23 protein-coding genes are annotated in these 20,017 nt (G+C 58.6%); 13 read left to right on the top strand and 10 right to left on the bottom strand.

Annotated features, from left to right (window positions below):
- The first annotated feature begins 3 nt into the window (after positions 1–3).
- Positions 4–588 carry a helix-turn-helix transcriptional regulator gene (locus HCK03_RS04645; RefSeq protein ID WP_041147069.1) on the top strand — a complete coding sequence of 195 codons (585 nt, stop codon included), beginning with the start codon at positions 4–6 and terminating at the stop codon, positions 586–588.
- Positions 589–746: 158 nt separating this feature from the next.
- The gene (mrkJ, locus tag HCK03_RS04640; RefSeq protein WP_115191970.1) at positions 747–1,463 is read left to right on the top strand and encodes a cyclic-di-GMP phosphodiesterase MrkJ; all 717 of its coding nucleotides are present in this window, start codon (positions 747–749) and stop codon (positions 1,461–1,463) included.
- Between the two features lie 88 nt (positions 1,464–1,551).
- Here mrkJ and HCK03_RS04635 read toward each other — a convergent pair whose 3' ends face one another.
- The 8 genes from HCK03_RS04635 to HCK03_RS04600 form a co-directional block, all read right to left on the bottom strand.
- Positions 1,552–2,148 (bottom strand): fimbrial protein, encoded by a 597-nt coding sequence (locus HCK03_RS04635; RefSeq protein WP_228283782.1) that lies wholly within the window; start codon positions 2,146–2,148, stop codon positions 1,552–1,554.
- Positions 2,149–2,216: 68 nt separating this feature from the next.
- Positions 2,217–3,212, bottom strand: coding sequence for a fimbrial protein (locus tag HCK03_RS04630; protein WP_041147072.1), 996 nt, complete (start codon positions 3,210–3,212; stop codon positions 2,217–2,219).
- Positions 3,203–5,689, bottom strand: a complete 2,487-nt coding sequence (locus tag HCK03_RS04625; protein ID WP_041147073.1) for a fimbria/pilus outer membrane usher protein — start codon at positions 5,687–5,689, stop codon at positions 3,203–3,205. The genes HCK03_RS04630 and HCK03_RS04625 overlap by 10 nt, the downstream gene beginning before the upstream one ends.
- 11 nt (positions 5,690–5,700) lie before the next feature.
- Complete coding sequence (locus HCK03_RS04620; protein ID WP_041147074.1) at positions 5,701–6,402, bottom strand: fimbrial biogenesis chaperone; 702 nt, start codon at positions 6,400–6,402, stop codon at positions 5,701–5,703.
- 94 nt (positions 6,403–6,496) lie between these two features.
- Positions 6,497–7,105 (bottom strand): fimbrial protein, encoded by a 609-nt coding sequence (locus HCK03_RS04615; RefSeq protein ID WP_041147075.1) that lies wholly within the window; start codon positions 7,103–7,105, stop codon positions 6,497–6,499.
- 500 nt (positions 7,106–7,605) lie between these two features.
- Positions 7,606–8,307, bottom strand: a complete 702-nt coding sequence (locus tag HCK03_RS04610) for an ArsR/SmtB family transcription factor (RefSeq protein ID WP_167691199.1) — start codon at positions 8,305–8,307, stop codon at positions 7,606–7,608.
- A gap of 6 nt (positions 8,308–8,313) precedes the next feature.
- The gene (locus tag HCK03_RS04605) at positions 8,314–8,703 is read right to left on the bottom strand and encodes an amino acid-binding protein (RefSeq protein WP_041147077.1); all 390 of its coding nucleotides are present in this window, start codon (positions 8,701–8,703) and stop codon (positions 8,314–8,316) included.
- Entirely contained in the window at positions 8,696–9,034 is a 339-nt protein-coding gene (locus tag HCK03_RS04600; protein WP_115191967.1) for an antibiotic biosynthesis monooxygenase family protein, read from the bottom strand. The genes HCK03_RS04605 and HCK03_RS04600 overlap by 8 nt, the downstream gene beginning before the upstream one ends.
- A gap of 385 nt (positions 9,035–9,419) precedes the next feature.
- On the opposite strand from HCK03_RS04600, the gene HCK03_RS04595 reads away from it, so the two are divergent.
- Positions 9,420–9,632 (top strand): YdgH/BhsA/McbA-like domain containing protein, encoded by a 213-nt coding sequence (locus HCK03_RS04595; protein WP_015585822.1) that lies wholly within the window; start codon positions 9,420–9,422, stop codon positions 9,630–9,632.
- A gap of 95 nt (positions 9,633–9,727) precedes the next feature.
- Here HCK03_RS04595 and HCK03_RS04590 read toward each other — a convergent pair whose 3' ends face one another.
- The gene (locus HCK03_RS04590; protein WP_041147079.1) at positions 9,728–10,600 is read right to left on the bottom strand and encodes an EamA family transporter; all 873 of its coding nucleotides are present in this window, start codon (positions 10,598–10,600) and stop codon (positions 9,728–9,730) included.
- Between the two features lie 81 nt (positions 10,601–10,681).
- On the opposite strand from HCK03_RS04590, the gene HCK03_RS04585 reads away from it, so the two are divergent.
- A complete protein-coding gene (locus HCK03_RS04585; protein WP_115191966.1) occupies positions 10,682–11,188 on the top strand; it encodes a MarR family winged helix-turn-helix transcriptional regulator in 507 nt (168 codons plus the stop codon).
- Here HCK03_RS04585 and HCK03_RS04580 read toward each other — a convergent pair.
- Complete coding sequence (locus HCK03_RS04580) at positions 11,185–12,141, bottom strand: nickel/cobalt transporter (RefSeq protein WP_115191965.1); 957 nt, start codon at positions 12,139–12,141, stop codon at positions 11,185–11,187. The genes HCK03_RS04585 and HCK03_RS04580 overlap by 4 nt on opposite strands.
- A gap of 156 nt (positions 12,142–12,297) precedes the next feature.
- On the opposite strand from HCK03_RS04580, the gene HCK03_RS04575 reads away from it, so the two are divergent.
- The 9 genes from HCK03_RS04575 (at position 12,298) to HCK03_RS04535 (ending at position 20,016) form a co-directional block, all read left to right on the top strand.
- On the top strand, positions 12,298–12,768 hold the full coding sequence (locus tag HCK03_RS04575; protein ID WP_041147733.1) for a MarR family winged helix-turn-helix transcriptional regulator: 471 nt from the start codon (positions 12,298–12,300) through the stop codon (positions 12,766–12,768).
- Positions 12,769–13,127: 359 nt separating this feature from the next.
- The gene (locus HCK03_RS04570) at positions 13,128–14,273 is read left to right on the top strand and encodes an amidase (RefSeq protein ID WP_167691198.1); all 1,146 of its coding nucleotides are present in this window, start codon (positions 13,128–13,130) and stop codon (positions 14,271–14,273) included.
- 133 nt (positions 14,274–14,406) lie between these two features.
- A complete protein-coding gene (locus HCK03_RS04565; protein ID WP_167691197.1) occupies positions 14,407–15,573 on the top strand; it encodes an acyl-CoA dehydrogenase family protein in 1,167 nt (388 codons plus the stop codon).
- Between the two features lie 19 nt (positions 15,574–15,592).
- A complete protein-coding gene (locus HCK03_RS04560) occupies positions 15,593–15,937 on the top strand; it encodes a hypothetical protein (RefSeq protein ID WP_041147083.1) in 345 nt (114 codons plus the stop codon).
- A gap of 3 nt (positions 15,938–15,940) precedes the next feature.
- Positions 15,941–16,468 (top strand): nuclear transport factor 2 family protein, encoded by a 528-nt coding sequence (locus HCK03_RS04555; RefSeq protein ID WP_167691196.1) that lies wholly within the window; start codon positions 15,941–15,943, stop codon positions 16,466–16,468.
- A gap of 23 nt (positions 16,469–16,491) precedes the next feature.
- Positions 16,492–17,799 carry an aromatic ring-hydroxylating oxygenase subunit alpha gene (locus HCK03_RS04550; RefSeq protein WP_206110947.1) on the top strand — a complete coding sequence of 436 codons (1,308 nt, stop codon included), beginning with the start codon at positions 16,492–16,494 and terminating at the stop codon, positions 17,797–17,799.
- Positions 17,796–18,275: an aromatic-ring-hydroxylating dioxygenase subunit beta gene (locus HCK03_RS04545; RefSeq protein ID WP_167691195.1), complete on the top strand. Its 480-nt coding sequence runs from the start codon at positions 17,796–17,798 to the stop codon at positions 18,273–18,275. Before HCK03_RS04550 ends, HCK03_RS04545 begins: the two co-directional genes overlap by 4 nt.
- 7 nt (positions 18,276–18,282) lie before the next feature.
- Entirely contained in the window at positions 18,283–19,023 is a 741-nt protein-coding gene (locus HCK03_RS04540; protein WP_041147087.1) for an SDR family NAD(P)-dependent oxidoreductase, read from the top strand.
- Between the two features lie 24 nt (positions 19,024–19,047).
- Positions 19,048–20,016 (top strand): PDR/VanB family oxidoreductase, encoded by a 969-nt coding sequence (locus HCK03_RS04535; protein ID WP_167691194.1) that lies wholly within the window; start codon positions 19,048–19,050, stop codon positions 20,014–20,016.
- The last annotated feature ends 1 nt before the right edge of the window (position 20,017 follow it).

Raw genomic sequence — 20,017 nt, 5'->3', positions numbered from 1 at the left:
CCCTTGGAGAGTATATTGCTATACACCGATGATAACCTCATCGGTCAATCAATACAGCGTTATATGATTGATAACGATAAAAACATTACCGCCTTAAGCTATCAGAACATCATGCAGGGGGAGGCGCTCCCTCAGGCTAAAATCGTTATTTTCAACGTCATTCATAAGGATATTTCTGCTGCTGACACGGTGCATCTACTTAACAAACTGCGCTTCTGCCTGGCGCGCTGCCTCCGGCTGGTGCTGATCGTCAGGAGCGATATCGCCGGGCTGTGTCGGGAGCTGATTTTTTTGGAAAATATAATCATTTTAACTGAAAAATCATCGCTTAACGATTTCTCCGACATCACAAAAGTGCCGACATCCGCCGTGGATTACCGGTTTCTGTTAACCCAAAAAAAGCTCTCGATCAGAGAGATTCAGGTACTGGAGCTGATTATGGCCTGCTATAACAACAAGCGTATCGCCGCGGTGCTTAACATTGATCATAAAACGGTACACAGCCATCGAATTCACATCATGAAGAAGCTCGGCATGGGCAGTTCGCGGATTATGAATAAAAAAATAGTCAACATGTATCAATGTTAGCGCTCCTTTTCGCGCCGGGATGAAAAAAAGCAAGCGACCAATCAAAATACTGTCATCAATTGGTCACTTGCTTTTAATAAAAATTCACATCGGCATAAAGGTCACTTATAATAATTCTACCCTACAGCGCACGCTTGCTAAATTCCCGACACGAGAAAATGAACGCTAATATATTTTCAGACCACAATTTATCACGTGGCGATATCTCTGTTCGTTATGTTTTTCAAAAAATGTTCTCGCCGCAGGACCAACTGGTTGCCGTTGAATGCCTGAGCCGCTTCGATCATATTCCCGTGGCGCCCGAATTTTTCTTCCGCCACGCCAACAACGCGCTGCGTGAAAGTATTTTCATGGAGCAGCTGGCGCTGATTGAGAAGCATAAAGCGTGGTTTATTAAAAATAATATTTCTGCCACCATCAACGTTGACGATCATATCCTCAGCATTCTACGCCAGCCGCAGATCGAAGCCTATATCGAACGTCTCGGCTGCGTGCATTTTGAAGTGACGGAAAATTCCAATAACCTGCTTAATAATGCACTTAGCGCCTGGCAAAGTACGCAAACCAGCACCCTTTGGCTGGATGATTTCGGCGCGGGCAATGCGGGCATTAACGCCATTCGCGGATATCATTTCGATTATGTAAAAATTGATAAAAACTTTTTCTGGCACTTAATGCAAAAAGAGTCCGGGCGCCCGCTAATGGATGCGCTGGTAACATTCCTATCCCATAATAACCATAACGTTATTATCGAAGGCGTTGAGAGTGAGGCGCATAAAAAATGGTTACAGGGAATGTCGTGGTTCGCCATTCAGGGCCACTACTGGAAAGAAGTCAGCATTGAACAGCTGGTCGAAGAAGATAACGTGATTTAAAAAATGCCGGGCATTCCGGCATTTTTTTCGTTTGTACAGGGCCATCAATTTCGCGAAAGTGCGCTTTTGCCGCCTGTCGCGCAGGCCCTTAATTATATACCAGCTCCCAGGTTGCCCAGCTGGTCATTGGGCCGGAGGTCGCTTTTTCCGGTGCCGGCGAGACGTAACCGATATAATAGGTAAATACGCCGCCATCTACCGCTTTTTCTTTAATCTGCACCCGGTTTTGCAGCGGGTCTGCCGGGATAATTTTATTGCTCTTATCCAGCGTATTGTTGTCATTGGTCGACAGCGCCAGATAGATGTTACGCGCGCCGTGCGGCAGCGTGTTCGCCAGATAGCCCGCATTTTCATTGTTGACGGTATTGACCATAAATCCGTCGATCCAGCGAACGTTCACCGAACGGACTTCGCTTTGGTCCGCCGCGCCGCCGTCATGACGCAGCTGGCAGTTCGACAGCTCGAGGGTAAAAGGCTGCGCTTTCATAAAGGCCCCGGCTCCGCGATCGTGCACCTCCGCCAGGCTCACCGGCGCCAGCCAGACGCTGCCGCTGCCGGCATTGTGACCACCGTTAAGCGCCACGCTGCAGGAGATATCCGTTACCCGGCCGGCAAAATCCACCCGCCCGTTATCATAGTTGGTCATAAAACCCGCAGCGGAAGAGGCAACAAGCAGGCCGCTCATCGCCAGCAGGCCGACAAGTCGTTTGCCGTGGTGCTTATATCCATTTTCCTTCATACCCGCCTCCCGAATTAATCGTACGTCAGGTTAAAGATCATGTGAGACTCAACCTCGCCGGTACTCGTGGCCGCCGCGTACTGATAAAAACGCGCAAGGAAAGGCATCGTGATGTAGCGCGTTTCCTGACTGCTTAAGGTCCCGACGCTGTACTTCTTGTTGAATTCAACCGGCACGCCGCCTTTCAGCACCTGAATCCCAATCCCTTTGGCCATCGCGCTGCCGGCTTTTTCGTTCAGCAGCGCGCCACGGGTGAGGGTCGTGCCGGTCGCAAGGGTACCGGAGAACGAGGCCTCGATATTGGCATAGCCGGTGGTGCTCAGCCCGCCGCTGCACTGCAGCTCAATATTAAAATTTTTGCCGCCGGCGTAAGTGCCGACGCCGTTCAGATCGCTGCGCTTAATGGTTCCGACGTCAACGTTCATATTCTTACCGCTGAGCACCGTACAGGAGGGTGAGACCACGGTAATCGCATTGGCGCTGAGGTAGGTTTCCAGAATCGGGTTGTTGCCCCGCTCCCAGTCGTAGGAGGTATATTTTCCCGCCGCCAGGGTACCGCTGCCGGTGACCGCGGCGGTTTTTATGATCTCCAGCGTAAAGCGGGAACCTTCCAGCGAGTAGTTGGTGGTTCGGGCAACATAGGATGAGAAGACGTCGGGATAGACGATATTCACCGTCGCGCCGCCGCGGCTAAAGCGCATGCCGATCCCCGGCACGTTGGTGGAGTAGACCTTATTGCCCAGGTCGGTCGCACCGGTAGAGACGATCTTCGCCGCAAAGCGGTTGGTGCCGGACGTGCAGCTGTAGCTGGCCCCGCCCGACGCGCTCATCGTCCAGTCCCGGGAAACAATCACCGAGCCCACCGGCAGATCCGGCGGAACGACGACCCTGCCGACGACCATATCCAGGTTCACCGTCGGCTGCGAAAGGCGCGAGCAGGCGGCCCAGGCGGAGGTAGTCCCCAGCGCCATCAGGCCAATAAAAAGCGTCAGTTGTTTACTCAGCGACATACCCTTTCCTTTGATTTTGCCTTGCCCAGTTCCACCGTGCACTGCCCGCCGCTCCACTTAACGGTCGCGTGCTGAACGCTGGCGTCACTGATAAACATCATGCTGCCCTGGCCGACAACGCCAATCTCTTTGCCGCTCGGGTCGAAAATGCTGGCAGCGAACGGCAGCGGCTGGCTATTCGCCTGGCGTGCCATAATCGTCACGTTGTTCTGTACCGTGGTGCCAAACGACACCTTCACGACGCTGCCCTCCCACGGCACCACCTGGGCCACGGTACGATCGAAGGCGATATCGTCATGGCTGCCCTTCGGATCGATCTCGATGGAGTTAATCCGGTACGGGCGCAGATACGGCAGGATGGCGTAGCCGTTGCCGTCGACGCGGGTGCCCGGCGAGCCAGGCAGCATCGCACCTGCGGCATCTTTCGCTTCGATAAGCGCCATCGTGCTGCCGCTTTCCGGAGAGAACACCACGCCGTGGCGATGGGCGATCAGCGTCCCGCTGGCGCCGAGGCCGCTCTGGCGATACCCCTCGCCCTGGCTATAGCTGCCGTTCAGAGTGGTCCACGGCGTGCGGTAGCTTCCGTTCAGCGCGACATCGTGCTGGCCGCCGGTGGCGGTGGTGGTCGAGACGCCGTAGTTGAGGTTGTTCTCGCTATCCAGCGAACCGTTAATCCCGATCTGCGAACTGCTAAAGCGCGAGTTATTAAACGAGGTATTCGACGTCAGGTTGGCGGTCCGGTTCTCGCCAAACCACAGCGGATAGCTGAAGTTAAGCGAGACGCGGTCGTCGCGATTGTGGCCGGAACTGTCCGGCGTATAAACGCGCTGCGCGCTGGCGGACCACGAAAGGCGGCCGAACATATTGTTGTAGCTGAGCTGATACTGCTTCTCGGTGCCCGAACGGTTCCAGTAATCGGAGATCCGCCCGCTGAGATAAAAGCCGCCCCAGCCCTCCGGCAGGTTCTGGTTAACGGTGAAGGTCATGCCGTTTTTCTGCCGCCACAGGGTGTAGCTGCTGTTGCGGTTCTTCTCCTGGTCGACGGCGTACAGCGCGTCGTTCAGGTTGTAGTAGCCTTTGGTGGAGTAGCGATAGGCCGCCAGCACGATGCTGGTCTGGGTATCGGTAAACATCCGGTTAAAGGTGGCGCGGTAGCTCTGGCCGCTCTCGTCGAGGGTGTCGCTCTTCAGCCGGGACTGGGTAATATCTAACGACAGCGCGCCGATGCCGGTATTCATCCCGGTCCCCAGCAGGAACGCCTGATAATCATCAAAGCCCGTGACGCCGGTATAGCCGGTAAAGACGTTATTCAGGCCGTGCTGCCAGGTCGCCTGGTAGAGCATCGGCTTGTTGCGCAGCCCGTTGTCATCGACCTTACCGGCCGACAGCGCATAGCGGGTCATCCCCGGACGCAGCAGCTGCGCCACCGAGGCATAGGGAACGCTAAAGACCTGCACCGAGCCGTCGGCCTCTTTGACCGAGACTTCCAGGTCGTTGCCGTAGCCCGAAGGGTAGACGTCCTGCAGGGTAAACGGGCCCGGCGGTACCGAGGTCTGATAGATAATGTTGCTGCCCTGACGCACCGTTACGAGGGCGTTGCTCTGCGCCACGCCGCGAATTTCCGGCGCGTAGGAGCGCATTCCGTCAGGGAACATGTTGTCATCGGTCGCCAGGTTGACCCCGCGCAGGCCAATGGTGTCGAAGAATTCGCCGTTGGTAAAAATCTGCCCGCCGCTGACGATCGAGTTGATCTGCGGGATCGGCCGCTGGAGATAGGTCTGGTTGCTGTTCCAGTGCGCTTTGCCCTGCTGCTGCTGCCAGTTCAGGTTACCGACGTGCTTGAGCAGCCAGCCGTCCCAGGAGAGACCGGCGTTAAGTCCCAGATAGGCGCTGCTGTTATCGGAGCCGTTGTTCGCCGAGGTGTGGCTGGTCCAGGTGTTGGCCATCCAGCCGAGATTCAGCGCCGCAATGCCTTTATCCCAGAACTCCGGGCTGACAAAGTTTTTCAGGCGCTGATCTTCGTAGATTTGCGGCACGGAAATCTCCAGCCGCAGGGAGGACTGAATCAGGTTGTCTTTAACGTTTTCTTCGTTACGCCACGCCTTCAGCCGTCCGCAGTAGCCTTCCTGCTTCCCCAGCTGCGGGTTGAGCTTTTCCGCGGCAATGCCGTAGCGTTCGAGCATCTCTTTGGTGTAGCAGATCCCCATGTTGCCGTCTTTATCGCGGGTGACCTGCAGCTCGTAGCGCCCTTTCCACTCGTTGTTGGTATAGACGTCGAGGGAATAAGTGCCCTCAGAGATGGCGCTGGCGGAGAAGCGTGACAGATCGACCTTTTCCCGGCTGCCAACGATAAAACCGTCGTTAAACTGGTATACCGTTCCCGGGTTTTCCTGTCCGCTGGAAAATGGCGGAAAGCAGAGCAGCGCCATAGCGATCGCCGAACTTAACCTTCCCGGGCAGATGGTCCTCTGCTTCATGATAGTGTCCCTTATTTAACGGCTACTTTCACTGCCACATCTGCGCCATAGTCATTGATGTTATTAATCGTCAGGGTCTCGCCTCTGCTCACGGCAGAAGAGAGGGCTACGGTCTGACTGGACTGTGGAGCGAGCATCACCGTTTTGCCGTTCAGGGCCTTGCCGCCGTCGCGGGAAATACGGCTTACGGTGAGATAAAATGGCGTAGGGTTGCTGACCGACAGGCTGCTGCCGCTGGCCGAAAGCGCTAATTTCTCCGGCGCAGCGTCGCGGTTGCCCAGTCCGGTCGGGCGGTAGATAAACTTAAAGCGCGAACGAATCGCCAGCTGCAGGATGTTCTGTCCTTCATTTTTTTGATTAGCCTCTACCGGCGGTATTTCCAGCAGATTAAGCCACCACAGCGTCTCTTTATCTTTGGCAAGCCCGGCGCTGCTGCCAAGCTTAATACGTAAGGTCTGCCCGCTTTTAGCATCCACGCGGGATATTGGCGGGGTAATAATAAATGGCGTGGTAATCGTATCCGGCGTGGCGTCGGCGTTGCCGTTATCCAGCCAGGCCTGCGCCAGCGCCGGGCGATCGGCGGTATTCGAAAGCTGTACCGTTATTTCTTTTTCATTTCCTGGATAAATAAAGCGGGTGCCGTTAACAATAATATTATTGGCATGGGCCGCAAAACTAAAAATGAAACAGAAACAAAGGGCAATACGCTTCATGCTGACCTCAGACGGGGAAAATAAGCGGCAGCAGCTGCCGCTTTATCAATGCATATAACCGCCTCAATCAAGGCGGTTTATTTTCAGACGATAATTACTGGTAGGTAATTTCGTAAGTCGCGTAGCTGTTAACCACACCGGTGCTGACGGTAGTCGGGGTGCTGGTAGCATAGCCAACGTAGTAGGTGAAGCGCGCGCCGTCCTGAACTGCGGTTGCGTCGCCTTTCGCTTTCGGCTGAGTGCTCACGCCCGGGATGATTTTGTTGGTCAGCGCAGTCGCGCTGTCGGTGGAGAGAACCAGCTGAATATTTTTCGCGCCAGAAGCTTCGGTGTTAGCCAGGTAGCCCTGCTGCTCGGTCGTTGCGCCAGCCAGCAGGTTACCGCCGGTCCAGTTCACGCCCAGTTTAGACACGTCGTCCTGTTTGTCGCCGTTAGCCGCCTGGCAATCAGACACGTCAATGGTGAAAGATTTAGGTTTCAGGTAGGTGTTGGCTGTTGCCGCTTTCACTTCAGTTAAGGTCACCGGAGAGAGGTAAACGTTAGCATCGCTGCCCTGGCCGTTTACGGAAACAGTACAAGATACGTCGGTTACTTTACCGAAGAAATTAACCTGGCCGCCGCCAACATTGGTATCAGCCGCATTTGCCGCTGCCATACCGAAAAATGCCGTTGCCATTGCTGCAGAGAGAAGAACCTTTTTCATTGCCATTTCCTTGTCAGAGTGAGTTTTGTATCAATAAACCAACAGTAAATCTGCAGACGATAAGAAGCGTTATGCGATGCCTATCGCTACAACTGTGAATAGAAACTTCGACTGACCGGAAGCCGCAATATTTAAGGCGTCAGGACGCGAATTCAAATAAGGAATTCGATAATGCTGTCGGCGTCAAAGAATGCTATTTTTCGCTGATAAATATACATTTGCTTATAACTTGTTACATCACTCTGACGATAGCTATGACCTATCAATTATTGTTAAACAATAATCAAAAGCGATAATAAAGTTATTTACTTCAGAAGGGATAAGGCGCAAGGGATATATCTGTGGGGGGTAGATATAATGGCAAATATTGCTATTTGATGACCATCGGGAACAATCTGAATAATAGCGAGGATAAGGTCACGGGAATAGCGCCGGGCGGTCCAATAAAAAACTTTCAGCCGCCGGTTTGAGCTGGCGACCGGGCCCGGCGCCCTTCGCTCCTACAGCAGCAGCTGGAAGTGCCGGGCCAGGGCGCGCTTTCCTTCCGCGCTGACGGAAACCTCGCGAAAGCCCGGCGTCAGCACAAACCAGCCCTGCTGCTGACCATGCTGCAGAAGTGCGGCGCCGACGATCCCCCCGGCGTGAAAGCGCCTTTCGCTCCAGTCCAGGCAGGCGCAGCACGCTTTGCGTCGGCCTTCGCCGGTTAAGACCATCCCCAGACGGGAAAAGTGCGCTTCCCCCGCAGGCGTTACCGCCGAACCGTCGGGCGTAATCCAGGCCTCGCGCAGTAAAAATTGATAAATGTCCACCGCCAGCTCGCCGGCGAGATGGTCGTAACAGGTCCTGGCGCGGCGTAAATTAACCGGCGTTCGGGTGGTCAGCGTCAGCGCGCCCTTCCCGGCCAGGGTCATCATATTCTCCACCAGGCCGGCGACGTCCGCCCCCGCCAGCCGATAGTAGCGGTGTCGCCCCTGCGCCAGGCATACCAGCAGCCGGCCGTTCACCAGGCGACTCAGGTGCGCGCTGGCGGTAGAGGCGGAAATGTCCGCCGCCGTAGCCAGCTCCGTCGCCGTCCAGGCCCGGCCGTCCATCAGGGCGCAGAGCATTTTCACCCGCGAACTGTCGGCCATGGCGGAAGCGATCGCCGCCACGGCGACGGCCAACGACTCATCATCGGTAATAACTGCGGCAGGTTTGAGCATAATGCCTCACGCGTGCGTGGCCCAGCGGCGCGTCGCCTCCTGCGCCAGCGGGAAATTATCGGTAACCAGAATCAGGCGATTATCATGGTCGCTGTACTGGGTCAAAATATTGACCCCCTGCGCGGCCAGCGCCCGGGCGATGGCGCCCAGCTCTCCCGGCTGCTCCTGCTTGAGGCGGCGAATTAGCGGCTGAGTAACCGCCATCACCGGGATCCCGGCCCGTTCCAGCGCCGTCCTGGCGCGCTCGCCGTCGGCCACCAGGAAATGGGCGTGGCACCGGTCATCGACGGTGAAGACGCCGCCGCCCTCCAGGCCCACGCCGCCGTTGCCGAGCGTTTGCCCGAGCAGCGCCAGCGCGCCCGGACGATTGGGCAGAATCACATAAATATCATACATGACCGCGATCCTCGCCTCTTTCAGCGCCTTTTTGCGCGCCGTATTCACGCATCAGCCGGGTAATGCGAATCTGATAGTTGGCAAAGATACTCTCCTTACCCTCCTGCTGAGCCTCCCGGTGGGCGAGGTTATTTTTCCAGGCCAGTACCGCCTGCTCGTCGCGCCACCAGGAAAGCGACAGAATTTTCCCCGGCGTCGTCAGGCTCTGAAAACGCTCAATGCTGATAAAACCATCGACAGTGCTGAGCAGCGGCTTAAGCTCCGCCGCCAGCGCCAGATAGCGCGCCTGGCCTTCCGGCGCCACCTCGGCTTCAAAGAGTACGGCAATCATTGTGTCATCCTTATTTATTCAGCGGTGCCGCCACTCTATGCCCCCCGCCCCGCAGATGCTTCGTCGGCGGACGAAGTATTGCCCGCGCCACTCTGGTTAAAAAGCCGCCAATACATTCACCAAAACAATACCCAAAGCCCGCAGGAAGAAAAATCTCCGCGCCGTCGGCATCTATTTTTCCGCAGCAATAAATCACAGCTCTCTTCAGCAACTAACTGTTTTTATTGATTACGCAACATTGAAACGTTACCTGAGCGTCATCTTAATGGCACAAAAGTGTGATCTAAATCGCACTTTTTGCAACGCACGTTATAGTTAGCAGACTTATTATAAACCCATCGAAAGCGCAGCGCTTTCCACCTGTAAAGTTAAAAGGAAAAACACCATGAAAAACGTAAAATTACTTGCCGCCGCCGGTATGCTGTCCCTGGTTTCTTTTGCTAGCTTCGCTCAGCACCCGGTCAGCGTGACCGCAGATACTCTGGACAGCGCGGAAGCGAAAATCGCTACCATCGCTAAAGATCAGGGCGCGTCTTACCACATTACCGAAGCCTACACCGGTAACCAGGTTCATATGACCGCCGAGCTGTCCAAATAAAAGAATGGTTGCAGAGGGAGCTGCCGGACTGGCCGCCTGAAGGCGGCCCGTTTGGCTCCCGCCGCGCAATAACCATGCAGCAATGTCGGGCCCCTTTATGGGGCCTTTTTTGTTAGCGCACGCTGAATAGACAGCACGCTGAGCAGCACCACGACCAGCCCCACCAGCGCCAGCCCCTGAATCTTCTGCCCGAGAATAATCCAGCCTAACAGCACCGCGGTCACCGGGCTCAGCAGGCTCAGCGCCGAGACCGCCACCGGCGAGAGGCGGCTAATCCCGCGGAACCACAGACCGTATGCCAGCATCGCCCCCGCCACACACAGCCACAGATAGCCCGCCGCCTGGATCAGGGTCACCTGCTGTAAAGGAGGATCGACCAGCAGCGCAATCGGCGCCAGCACCACACCGCCAATCAGCAGCTGCCAGCCCGTCAGCGCCACCACCGGCAGCGATATCGCCCAGCGGCGGGAGAGCCAGGTTCCCAGCGCCATGCTGACCGCCCCTAAAAACGCCGCGCCGATGCCCAGCGGATCCAGCACCGTCTGCGGAGAGAGCAGCAGCAGCGCCATGCCTATAATGCCGGTACAGGCCGAGGCAACCGCCATCCACGGCGATCGCTGCCTGTCCACGGACCAGGCCAGCAGCATCACCAGCAGCGGCTGAATGGCGCCGATCACCGCCGCCAGCCCGCCGGGCAAGCGATAGGCGGCAATAAACAGCAGCGCCTGGAAGGCACCAATATTGAGGATCCCGGTGACCACCAGCTTCCACCACTCGTTGCGCAGAGGAAAGCGGCGGCACCAGATTAACAGGGCGATCCCCGCCGGAAGCACCCGCAGCAGCGCCGCGATAAACGGCCTGTCCGCCGGCAATAGCTGCGAGGTGACAATATAGGTCGTCCCCCAGATGGCCGGGGCCAGGGCGGTCAACAGCAGGTCAAAAACGGGCGAGCGCGAGAGAAAGGTCATGATTTTATCTTCACATCAAGGTAAATTAGTCAGCAGAGTATGTATCGACAGATATCTTGATATCAAGGTAAGTGGGCACGAATGGACAAATCACCGCAAACAGACGCCGTAGACCGCATTCTTGAACAGTGGAAGCGGGAGCGTCCCGATCTTGACTGTAGCCCGATGGGGCCGATTGGCCGCCTGAAGCGCTGCGCCATGCTGCTGGAGCCGCGCGTCGAGGCGGCGTTTATCCGCCACGATCTGGTGCGCTGGGAATTTGACATGCTGGCGACCCTGCGCCGGGCGGGAGAGCCGTTTACCCTCTCGCCGACCCAGCTTTTTTCGACGCTGATGATCACCTCCGGCACCATGACCCACCGCCTGAAGGCGCTGGAAAAACGGGGGTTCATATGCCGGCTGGCGAATCCGCAGGATGCGCGGAGCATGCTGGTGGCCCTGACGCCAGAGGGGCGGGAGCGCATCGATCGCGCGGTTGAAACGCACGTCGAGAACGAACGCCAGCTGCTGGCGGGACTCACTGCGGAGCAGCGCCAGCGGCTGAACGACGCGCTGGCGGGACTGATGCGCCTGCTGGAAGAGGACTAGCAGCCGGCGGCGATATAGTCGCCGTTGGCGCTGATCGGGATCACCGTCAGGAACAGCACGCAGGCAAACAGAATCAGGATGATGCCGCCGGCAATCTTCACCGCCGGAACCAGCAGCCTGAGGCGCCCGCCGCTGCCGGCAAACAGGCCGACCGCCCGTTCGCGGGCGTAGCGTACCGCCAGCGACAGGCCGAGGATCGACAGAGCCGTCCCCAACGACATGGCCATCACCGCGGCAATTCCCCAGCTGACGATCCCCAGGGCGTTGGCAAACAGCAGGATCATAATCGCCCCGCTGCAGGGCCTCGCGCCGATTGCCAGCACCACCCCGAGCCGGGTTTTCCAGTCCACCTGCGCCAGCTCGCGCCCGACGCCGTGGTGGCCGCAGCCGCAGTTTGGGCTATGGTCATGCAATGGCGTCAGCGTACCGATCGCTAGCTTTCGCGGCCGCAGGCTTTTAAGCGTTTGATAGATAATAAATACGCCGAAGGCACCGACCATCAGCGCGCTGATTTTTTCGACGTACCAGCGGCTGGTGCTGAGATCGCCGGAGGCAAGGTTGAGCCCTACCGCCAGAATAAACACGAACAGAATGGCGCACGCGCCCTGCATCAGGCTGCCGAGAAACGGCACCACCCTCGCCGCCAGCAGGCTCTCCTTATTGGTGCTGAGATAGGTGGTCACGATAAATTTTCCGTGTCCCGGCCCGACGGCATGCAGCACGCCGTAGAGGAACGCCCCGCCCAGCAGCCATACACCGCCGCTGTACTGGTGGTTGTTGAGCTGCAAAAGATACATCACCAGATAGCGGTGGAGCGTGATTTGCGTTGCCAGGCACCACTGAATAAATGCGCCCCAGTGCGCATGGAGCCCCCAGCCGCACCACAGTAACGCCAGCGCGGGCAGCCCCAGCGACAGCAGGCGCCAGTCGCGCGCGAGAATGCGAGTTGTCATCATTTTTCGCCATTGAGTGAATCTGAATTTTCCGCCCGGAGGGAGAGGCTCTTCCTCCGCCAGCACGCTGAATAACGGGGATATTGCGTTTTGCAATACCCGCTAAATACGCATAACATCTGCCCCAATATATCGTCGTCAGGCAAGGAGATGCTTGTGGAACACAATACCGCTTCCGAGCGACCAGACAGCCACGAAAGCCGCTTCCACAAAGAAGAGTTCCCCTTCTTCTGGGTGGTCAACGTCTATGCAAAGTATACCCAGCAGATGGAAGTCGAATTAAAAAAAATCGACATCGACCTCTCGCGCTTTCGGGTGCTGATGCTGGTTCATCAGTACCACCGGGCCAGCATCTCCCGCATCACTGAATACGCCGTCAGCAAAATGCCCACCGTCACCAAGATTGTCGGCCGCCTGCGCGACGATGGCCTGCTGACCACCCACGTCAGCGCCAGCGACGGGCGCGTCACCGAAGCGGAGCTCACCCCCGCCGGCGAGGCCAAGGTGGCGCAAGCGCAGGTCCTGAGCAAAAAGGTCTTCACCAAAGCGTTCAAAGGGATTACCCCGGCGCAGGAGAAGAAAATGAACCACGTGCTCTCCCTGCTTCTGCACAACCTCGACGATTAATTCCCTTTCCGACGCGGCGACAATAACCATTTTAAGCCAATGGCTATTATCGCCTGCCCGCCTTACCCCTCGTTTTTCGCACGCTTTTTTATCATTTTTTTAACTTATATTTTGCGCTTTATTTTGTGACCCGCATCAAGAGAATAAAATATAACCTCACATTAATTCCAATAAAAATCAGTACATTAAAAAATATTTTTTGTTTATAAAATGTTCTTATAGCTAAAAATGATGTGAAAAATACGTTACAAATTACTTGAAGTTTCAAGTTTTAATGACAAGATTATCTCAGGTCCAGCGCGGTGTATTTTTCATACAACCGACTCATTTCAGGTTATCGCTAAACGGAAACGTGAACCATGGCTAAGCAACATTGCACCGGTATTACCGCGTCTCGTTCCGGGTTTATCTCTCGCTTTACGCTGGGCGCCGGGGAGCTGACGTTTGCGGCCAAAGATACGCTTGATATCGCCGGCCACCCAACCCGCGCCGGTAGCCCGGTGCTGCAGGCCGCCCCGCCGGCGAGCAGGCACGCCGCGGTGATTCAGCGGCTGCTGGAGAACGGCTGTCGGCTGCAGGGCAAAACCACGCTCCACGAGCTGGCTTTTGGCGTTACCGGCATTAATGCGTGGAGCGGGACACCGCTTAACCCGCACTACCCGGCGCTGATCCCCGGCGGATCGTCCAGCGGATCGGCCACCGTGGTCGCCGCAGGCGAGGTCGATTTTGCTCTCGGCACCGACACCGGCGGCTCGGTGCGGATGCCCGCCGCCTGCTGCGGCGTGGTCGGCCTGAAGCCAACCTGGGGACGCGTGAGCCGCGACGGGGTTATTCCTGCCCACAGCTCGCTGGACTGCGTCGGCTTCTTCGCCCGGGAGATCGCCACCCTGCGTTCGGCTCTTGAGAAGGCGCTGGGGGAAACGGCGGCGCTGTTCCCGGCACAGCGCAGCGAGTCCGGCTTTATCTCGGGCCTCGCCAGCGAGGAGATTGACCGGCTGATCCTCGCGCGTCTGGCGCAGGCGGGCGTAGCGCCGTCAGCGGTAACCCTGCCGGGATTTAGCGAGGCGCACGAGGCCGGGCTGACGATCATCAGCCAGGAAAACTGGCAGGCGTTTCACGCCATCGTTGATGCCCCGGATCTGGCAGCGGACGTTGCGCTGCGCATCCGCGCCGGGGCGGATATTAGCCCGCCACAGCGGCAGGCGGCCGAGCAGGTGCGTGCGGCGTTCACCCGTGCCGTCGACGCGCAGCTGGCAAAGACGCCGTTTATCTTACTGCCGACCCTGCCGGCGCTGCCGCCCACCCTGCAAGAGGCGGCCGATCCGCTCAGGGTGGTCAATCTGACCCGGCTGGTGCGCCCGTTTAATTTAAGCGGCCATCCGGCGCTGACCCTGCCGATTGGCGAAATAGACCAGCGCCCCGTCGCCCTGCAGATAGTCGGCGGGAAAAACAGAGAGTTCGCTTTACTCAGCTTTGCCGAATCGCTGCTGGCAAAACTGAAATAAAATTCAGACCCACAGGCTAAATATAATAATAGTCCCAAAGGTTCCCCGTCTCTTATTAATCCAGACGGCGGGGATAGCCGAATAACGGCGGATATAAAAGTTTATTCTCTTTAACTGGAAGAGGCTAAGTCGCATGTTACATTCATCTGCAATATCACGTGCGGAAAAGACGCTGCACGCCACGAATAGTGAATTAAGCGAACTTCTCGGCGATTTAAAAAAACGCAGCGAGGAATTTGAGCAGCAGAAATATATCTCCCACGATATTATTTCACACTTTAAAAAGATTGGCGTTTACCGCGCGCTGGTGCCAAAACGCTACGGCGGCGACGAAATATCGCCGGCGGAATTCTGCCAGCTGGTGGAAACCATCGCCACCGCCGACGGCTCCGCCGGCTGGGTCGCCAGCTTCGGCATGAACCCGTTTTATCTCGGCGGCCTGCCGCTCGCTACCCTCGATGAGATCTACCGCCGCGGCCCGGACGTGGTCTTTGCCGGCGGCATTTTTCCACCGCAAAAGGCCGCCACCCTCGACGACGGCTTTCGCGTCAGCGGCCGCTGGAGCTTCGCCAGCGGCTGTACCGGGGCCGAGCTTATCGGCGTCGGCATCCTCCCGGACGACGGTTCGGCCCGCCCGCTGCCGCGTATCGCGGTGCTGCCCGCGAACCGCTTCACCATCGACCCGGTATGGAATAGCGTCGGCCTGGCGGGCACCGGCAGCCATGACGTGATCCTCAGCGACGCCTTTGTCCCGGCGGAGTGGACCTTTATCCGCGGCGGCGCGCTCAACCTCGACGGGGCGCTGTACCGCTATCCGGTGCTGTCGCTGGCCACCCAGGTGCTGTCCGTCGTCGCGCTGGGGATCGCCCGCGCCGCGCTGAGCGAAGTCTACGCCATCGCCGAGCGGCAAAGTTCGGTTACCGGCGCGCCCTGCCTCGCCGATCGCCAGTTTGCGCAGATGGAAATCGCCCACTGCGAGGCGGAGCTGCGCTCGGCGCGCTGCTGGTTCTACGACGCCATTGACGACGTCTGGCAGGCCATCCTGCGCGGCGATGAGCCCGGCGAAGCGGCCATCAACGCGCTGCGCCTCTCCTCCACGCATATTACCCGCGTCTCCTCCTCGGTCACCACCCGCGCGCTGAAGCTGGCCGGGATGCCGGGGATCGCCATGCGCAGCCCGCTGCAGCGCTACGCCCGCGACTCGATGGTCATCACCCAGCACGCCTTTATGGGCGAGCTGACCTATATCAATGCCGGCAACATGTTCTTCGGCCACCCGCCGCTGCCCGGCTACCTGTAACCCTATAAGGAGACTCACTATGATCCGCGTTTTATTCTGCATCGGCGTAAACCAGAACTTTTTTGACGCAACCCCGGAGGTGGGCAAGCAGGTGTGGGCCGCCTTCGGCGAAATGATGAACGGCATCGCCAACGTCGACGGCGTCACGGTCATCGGCAATATGGATGACGACCGGACGATGGTCGGGCCCTCAACCGGCTGGCCGTGGACCACCTACGTGCTGGCCGACGCGCGGGATTTCGAGGCGGTTACCGCCGCCTGCAATCTGTTTCGCAGCGTGCAGGTCGGCGGCGGCCCGGACCGGCTGTGGAAATATTGCAAAGTCGAAGCCCGTACCGGGCGAGAACTGATTATCCAGGCCTAGCCGATGAATACTATACACACGCTGCTGCAGCGGCTGGAAAAGCTCGAAGCCGCCGACCAAATACGCCATCTCATCAGTCAATATATGCATTTATGCGATGACCTGAGCCATCCGGATATTGCCCGACAGATTGCCGACTTATTTAGCGAAGAGGCGATTTGGGAAGGGGTTGGCGATTTATATCAAAGCAAGCTGGGGCGCTATTGCGGACGCCAGGAAATAGCCGAAATGATGGCGCGCTATATTATCGAGCCCTCCCACTTCGCCATTAACGTCCACTACCTGACTGCGGAATATATCGATATCGACGCCGAGAATAGCGCCAGCGGACGCTGGAAAATGCTGCAGGCGTCCACCTTTCGCGCCGGCGGCTCGCATTTAAACAGCGCCGAGCTGGTGATTCGCTTTAAAAAAACGGATGAGCGCTGGCTGATTGAACATTTCACCACCCGAAACCTGTTCAGCCGCCCGGTTGACGGCTGGCACTCGCCCGCCGATCTGCCCGTACCCGCCAGAGAAGCACAAGAATAACGCCTGGAGATTGAGCAATGTCGATACCCGAAACGATCCCTGTTAAGAACCTCCTGCCCGGTGACTGCCCGGCCGCGCTGGGCGCGCTGGTGCAGTCAGACCGCGTGCATACTTCGCTGTACACCTCCAGCGATATCTTCGCCCTCGAGGTTGAAAAGATCTTTAACCGCACCTGGGTGTGGGTGGCCCATGCAAGCGAAGTCCCCGACGCGGGAAGCTTTAAGTCCGCCATGGTCGGCACCCAGCCGGTTATCGTGGTGCGCGATCGCAAAGGCGGGATTAACGTCCTGCTCAACCGCTGTCGCCACCGCGCCGCCACCGTCTGCGAACACCGCAGCGGCAAAACCAACGGCTTTACCTGCCCGTACCACGGCTGGGGCTACGGTCTGGACGGCGCCCTGCGCGGCGTTCCGCATCCGGAAAGCTACGGCGACACCCTCGAAAAGGACCAGCTTGGGATGGTGCGCCTGCGCACGGAGAGCTACGCCGGCATGATCTTCGCCAGCTTCAACCCGCAGATAGAGCCGCTGACCGACTTCCTCGGCCCGGCGATGAAGTGGATGGATCTGTTTATGAAACAGGGCGCCGGCTACCCGCTACAGGCCACCACCGCCCACCGCTTCCGCTTCCCGGGCAACTGGAAAATCCAGCTGGAAAACACCACCGATGGCTACCACTTCCCCATCGTGCACAAGTCGTTCCTCAGCTCGGTCGATAAGCAAACGGAAGAGATGCTCAATTTTGTGGATGGCAAAGGTTTCGTCGAGGATCTCGGCAACGGCCACAGCGTGATGGTGATGATCCCTGAGCTTATCGATCTCGACGAAAATCTCGATGCGCCGATCCCCGAGCGCTTCCTCGAGCTGGCGCAGGGGCTGCGCGAAGAGGGGCATGAAGAGCAGCAGGTGCGGCGGATCGTTCGCGCGGTCGGCGGCAGCGGCTTCAACCTCAACCTGTTCCCCAACGTCGCCTGCTCCATGGCCTTCTTCCGCGTGCTGCAGCCGCTGTCGGTCGAGGAAACTGAAATTCACCACGTGGTGCTGACCATGAAGGACGGCCCGGCCATCGCTAACCAGGCCCGCCTGCGGATGCATGAGCACTTCCAGGGGCCGATGGGCTTCGGCACGCCGGATGACTCCGAGGCCTGGGAGCGCGTGCAGCGCGGCGGCGGCGCGGGCAGCGATCTGTGGATCATGCTCAACCGCGGCCTGCCGGGAGAAACACGCACCGCCGACGGCCTGCGCGGCGACGTCAGCGCCGAAACCGGCATGCGTGCCGCCTATCAGCAGTGGAAACGCTACATGACCGCAGAGAACAGGGGGCAAAAATGAACCCACAGCCGATCCTCAACGCCGCCGTTCACTTTATTAATCTCGAAGCGGACCTGCTCGATCAGGGCGAATTCCGCGAGTGGCTGACGCTTTGGCAGCCGCAGGGGATGTATATCATTCCCGTCGACCAGCAGGCCACCGACTTTGCCAACACCCTGAACTACGCCTACGACAACCAGGCCATGCGCGAAAAGCGCGTGAACCGCCTGTACAGCGGGGAGTCTATCTCCACCACGCCGCGGGCGCGCACCGTCCGCATGACCGGCCGCCATCGCCTGCTATCCGCCGACGAGGAGCACGTGGAGATCCGCTGCGCCCAGTTCCTCTATGAATACCGCAAAGGCAACGAGCAGCACTATGTTGCCGACCTGAGCTACGTCCTTAAGCCGCAGGGCGAGACGTTCCTGATCGCGCAAAAGGTGGTCCGCCTGATTAACGGCGACGACTTCCTGCACAGCATTGGCTACATCCTGTGAGGTCCCTATGAAACGAAGCGTACTCGTGACCGGCGCCGCCAGCGGCCTCGGCCAGATCATCAGCCGCCACCTGTGGCAGCAGGGCTATCAGGTCGCCATGGCGGATCTCAGCCTCGAGGCCGCGCGCCTTAGCGCGCAGGAGATTGACCGCGGCGAAGCGCGCCTGCTGCCGCTGGCGCTGGATATTCGCCAGCCCGCGCAGTTCAGCGCCGCGCTGGAGCAGATCGGCGCGCGCTTTGGCGAACTGGACGTGCTGGTAAACAATGCCGCGCTCACCCTAACCACGCCGATCATGGAGATCTCGGTGGAGGAGTTCGACAGGGTGACCAGTACCAACCTGCGCGGCACCTTCCTCGGCTGCCAGATCCTCGGCCGCTACTTTAGCCAGCGCAAGAGGGGCAGCATTATCAACCTCGCCTCCCTCGCCGGGCAAAACGGCGGCACCGCCTCCGGCGCCCACTACGCGGCCTCGAAGGGCGGCATTTTGACCCTGACCAAAGTCTTCGCCCGCGCCCTGAGCGCCGACGGGGTTAGCGTTAACGCCATCGCTCCCGGCCCGCTGGATCTCCCCTCGGTACACGCCGCGGTGGGGGCCGACAAAATGCCGGCGCTGCTGGAGATGATCCCGATGAAGCGCCTCGGCGATCCGCTGCTGGTGGCCCGCGCGGTCGAGCTGCTGGCGGCTCCGTCCGCCACCTTTATCACCGGGGCGACCTGGGACATCAACGGCGGCATTTACATGCGCTAGGCCCCGCAAGGGGGGAGAACACAGATGGCTGAAACACTGATCGTCCGCGTCGCAGAACGCGAAATGCAGGGCACCGAGGTCGCGGTGCTGACGCTGGCTTCCGTCGACGGGAGCGCCCTGCCGCCGTTTAGCGCCGGGGCGCATATCGACCTTCACCTCGGCGATGGGATCGTGCGTCAGTACTCGCTGTGCGGCAGCGCCCATCACCCGCAGCAGTACCGTCTGGGGATCCTCAAGGATCGCGCCTCGCGCGGCGGGTCGCTGGCCGCCCATCGGCTGGCGGTGGGCGAGACGGTGATCGTTAGCCAGCCGCGCAACCTGTTTGCGCTCGACATGGAAGCCGAACACAGCCTGCTGATCGGCGGCGGGATCGGCATCACCCCCATGCTGGCGATGGCGGATACGCTGTTCCGCGCCGGGAAATCCTTTGAGATCCACTACTGCGGCCGCAGCCGGGAGAGCATGGCGTTTCTGCACGAGCTGGCGGACTGCCATTTCAGCGCACACGTCCGGCTGCATATCAGCGATGAGGGGAACAAGGTGCGTCCCGCCGAGGTGCTGGCCGGGCACCATCGGACGGGACACCTCTACGTCTGCGGCCCGGAAGGCTTTATGACGTGGATAGCCGATGCCGCGCGGGGCTGCGGTTTTAGCGCCGGGCAGCTGCATCAGGAGTATTTCAACCGCGAAGTCGAAACCGGCGGCGAGCGCTTTGAGGTGGAGGTGCCGGAGCTGGGCCTCACCGTCAGCGTCGCCGAGAAGCAAACCATCGTCGCCGCTCTGCAAGAGGCGGGGATTAAGGTCAAAGTCTCCTGCGAGCAGGGGGTCTGCGGCACCTGCCTCGCCAACGTCTGCGGCGGCGTGCCGGATCACCGCGACGAGTATTTAACCGCTGAAGAACGCGAAGATAATGACCAGATCCTGCTGTGCTGCTCGCGGGCCAAAAGCCCGCGTCTGGTTATCGAAGGCTTCGAATACGTCAAACTGAAATAAC

The sequence above is a fragment of the Klebsiella terrigena genome (genome assembly GCF_012029655.1).
GTDB classification, from domain to species: domain Bacteria; phylum Pseudomonadota; class Gammaproteobacteria; order Enterobacterales; family Enterobacteriaceae; genus Klebsiella; species Klebsiella terrigena.
Note: the sequence above shows the minus strand (reverse complement) of the source record. Positions and strands in the feature narration are given on the sequence as shown.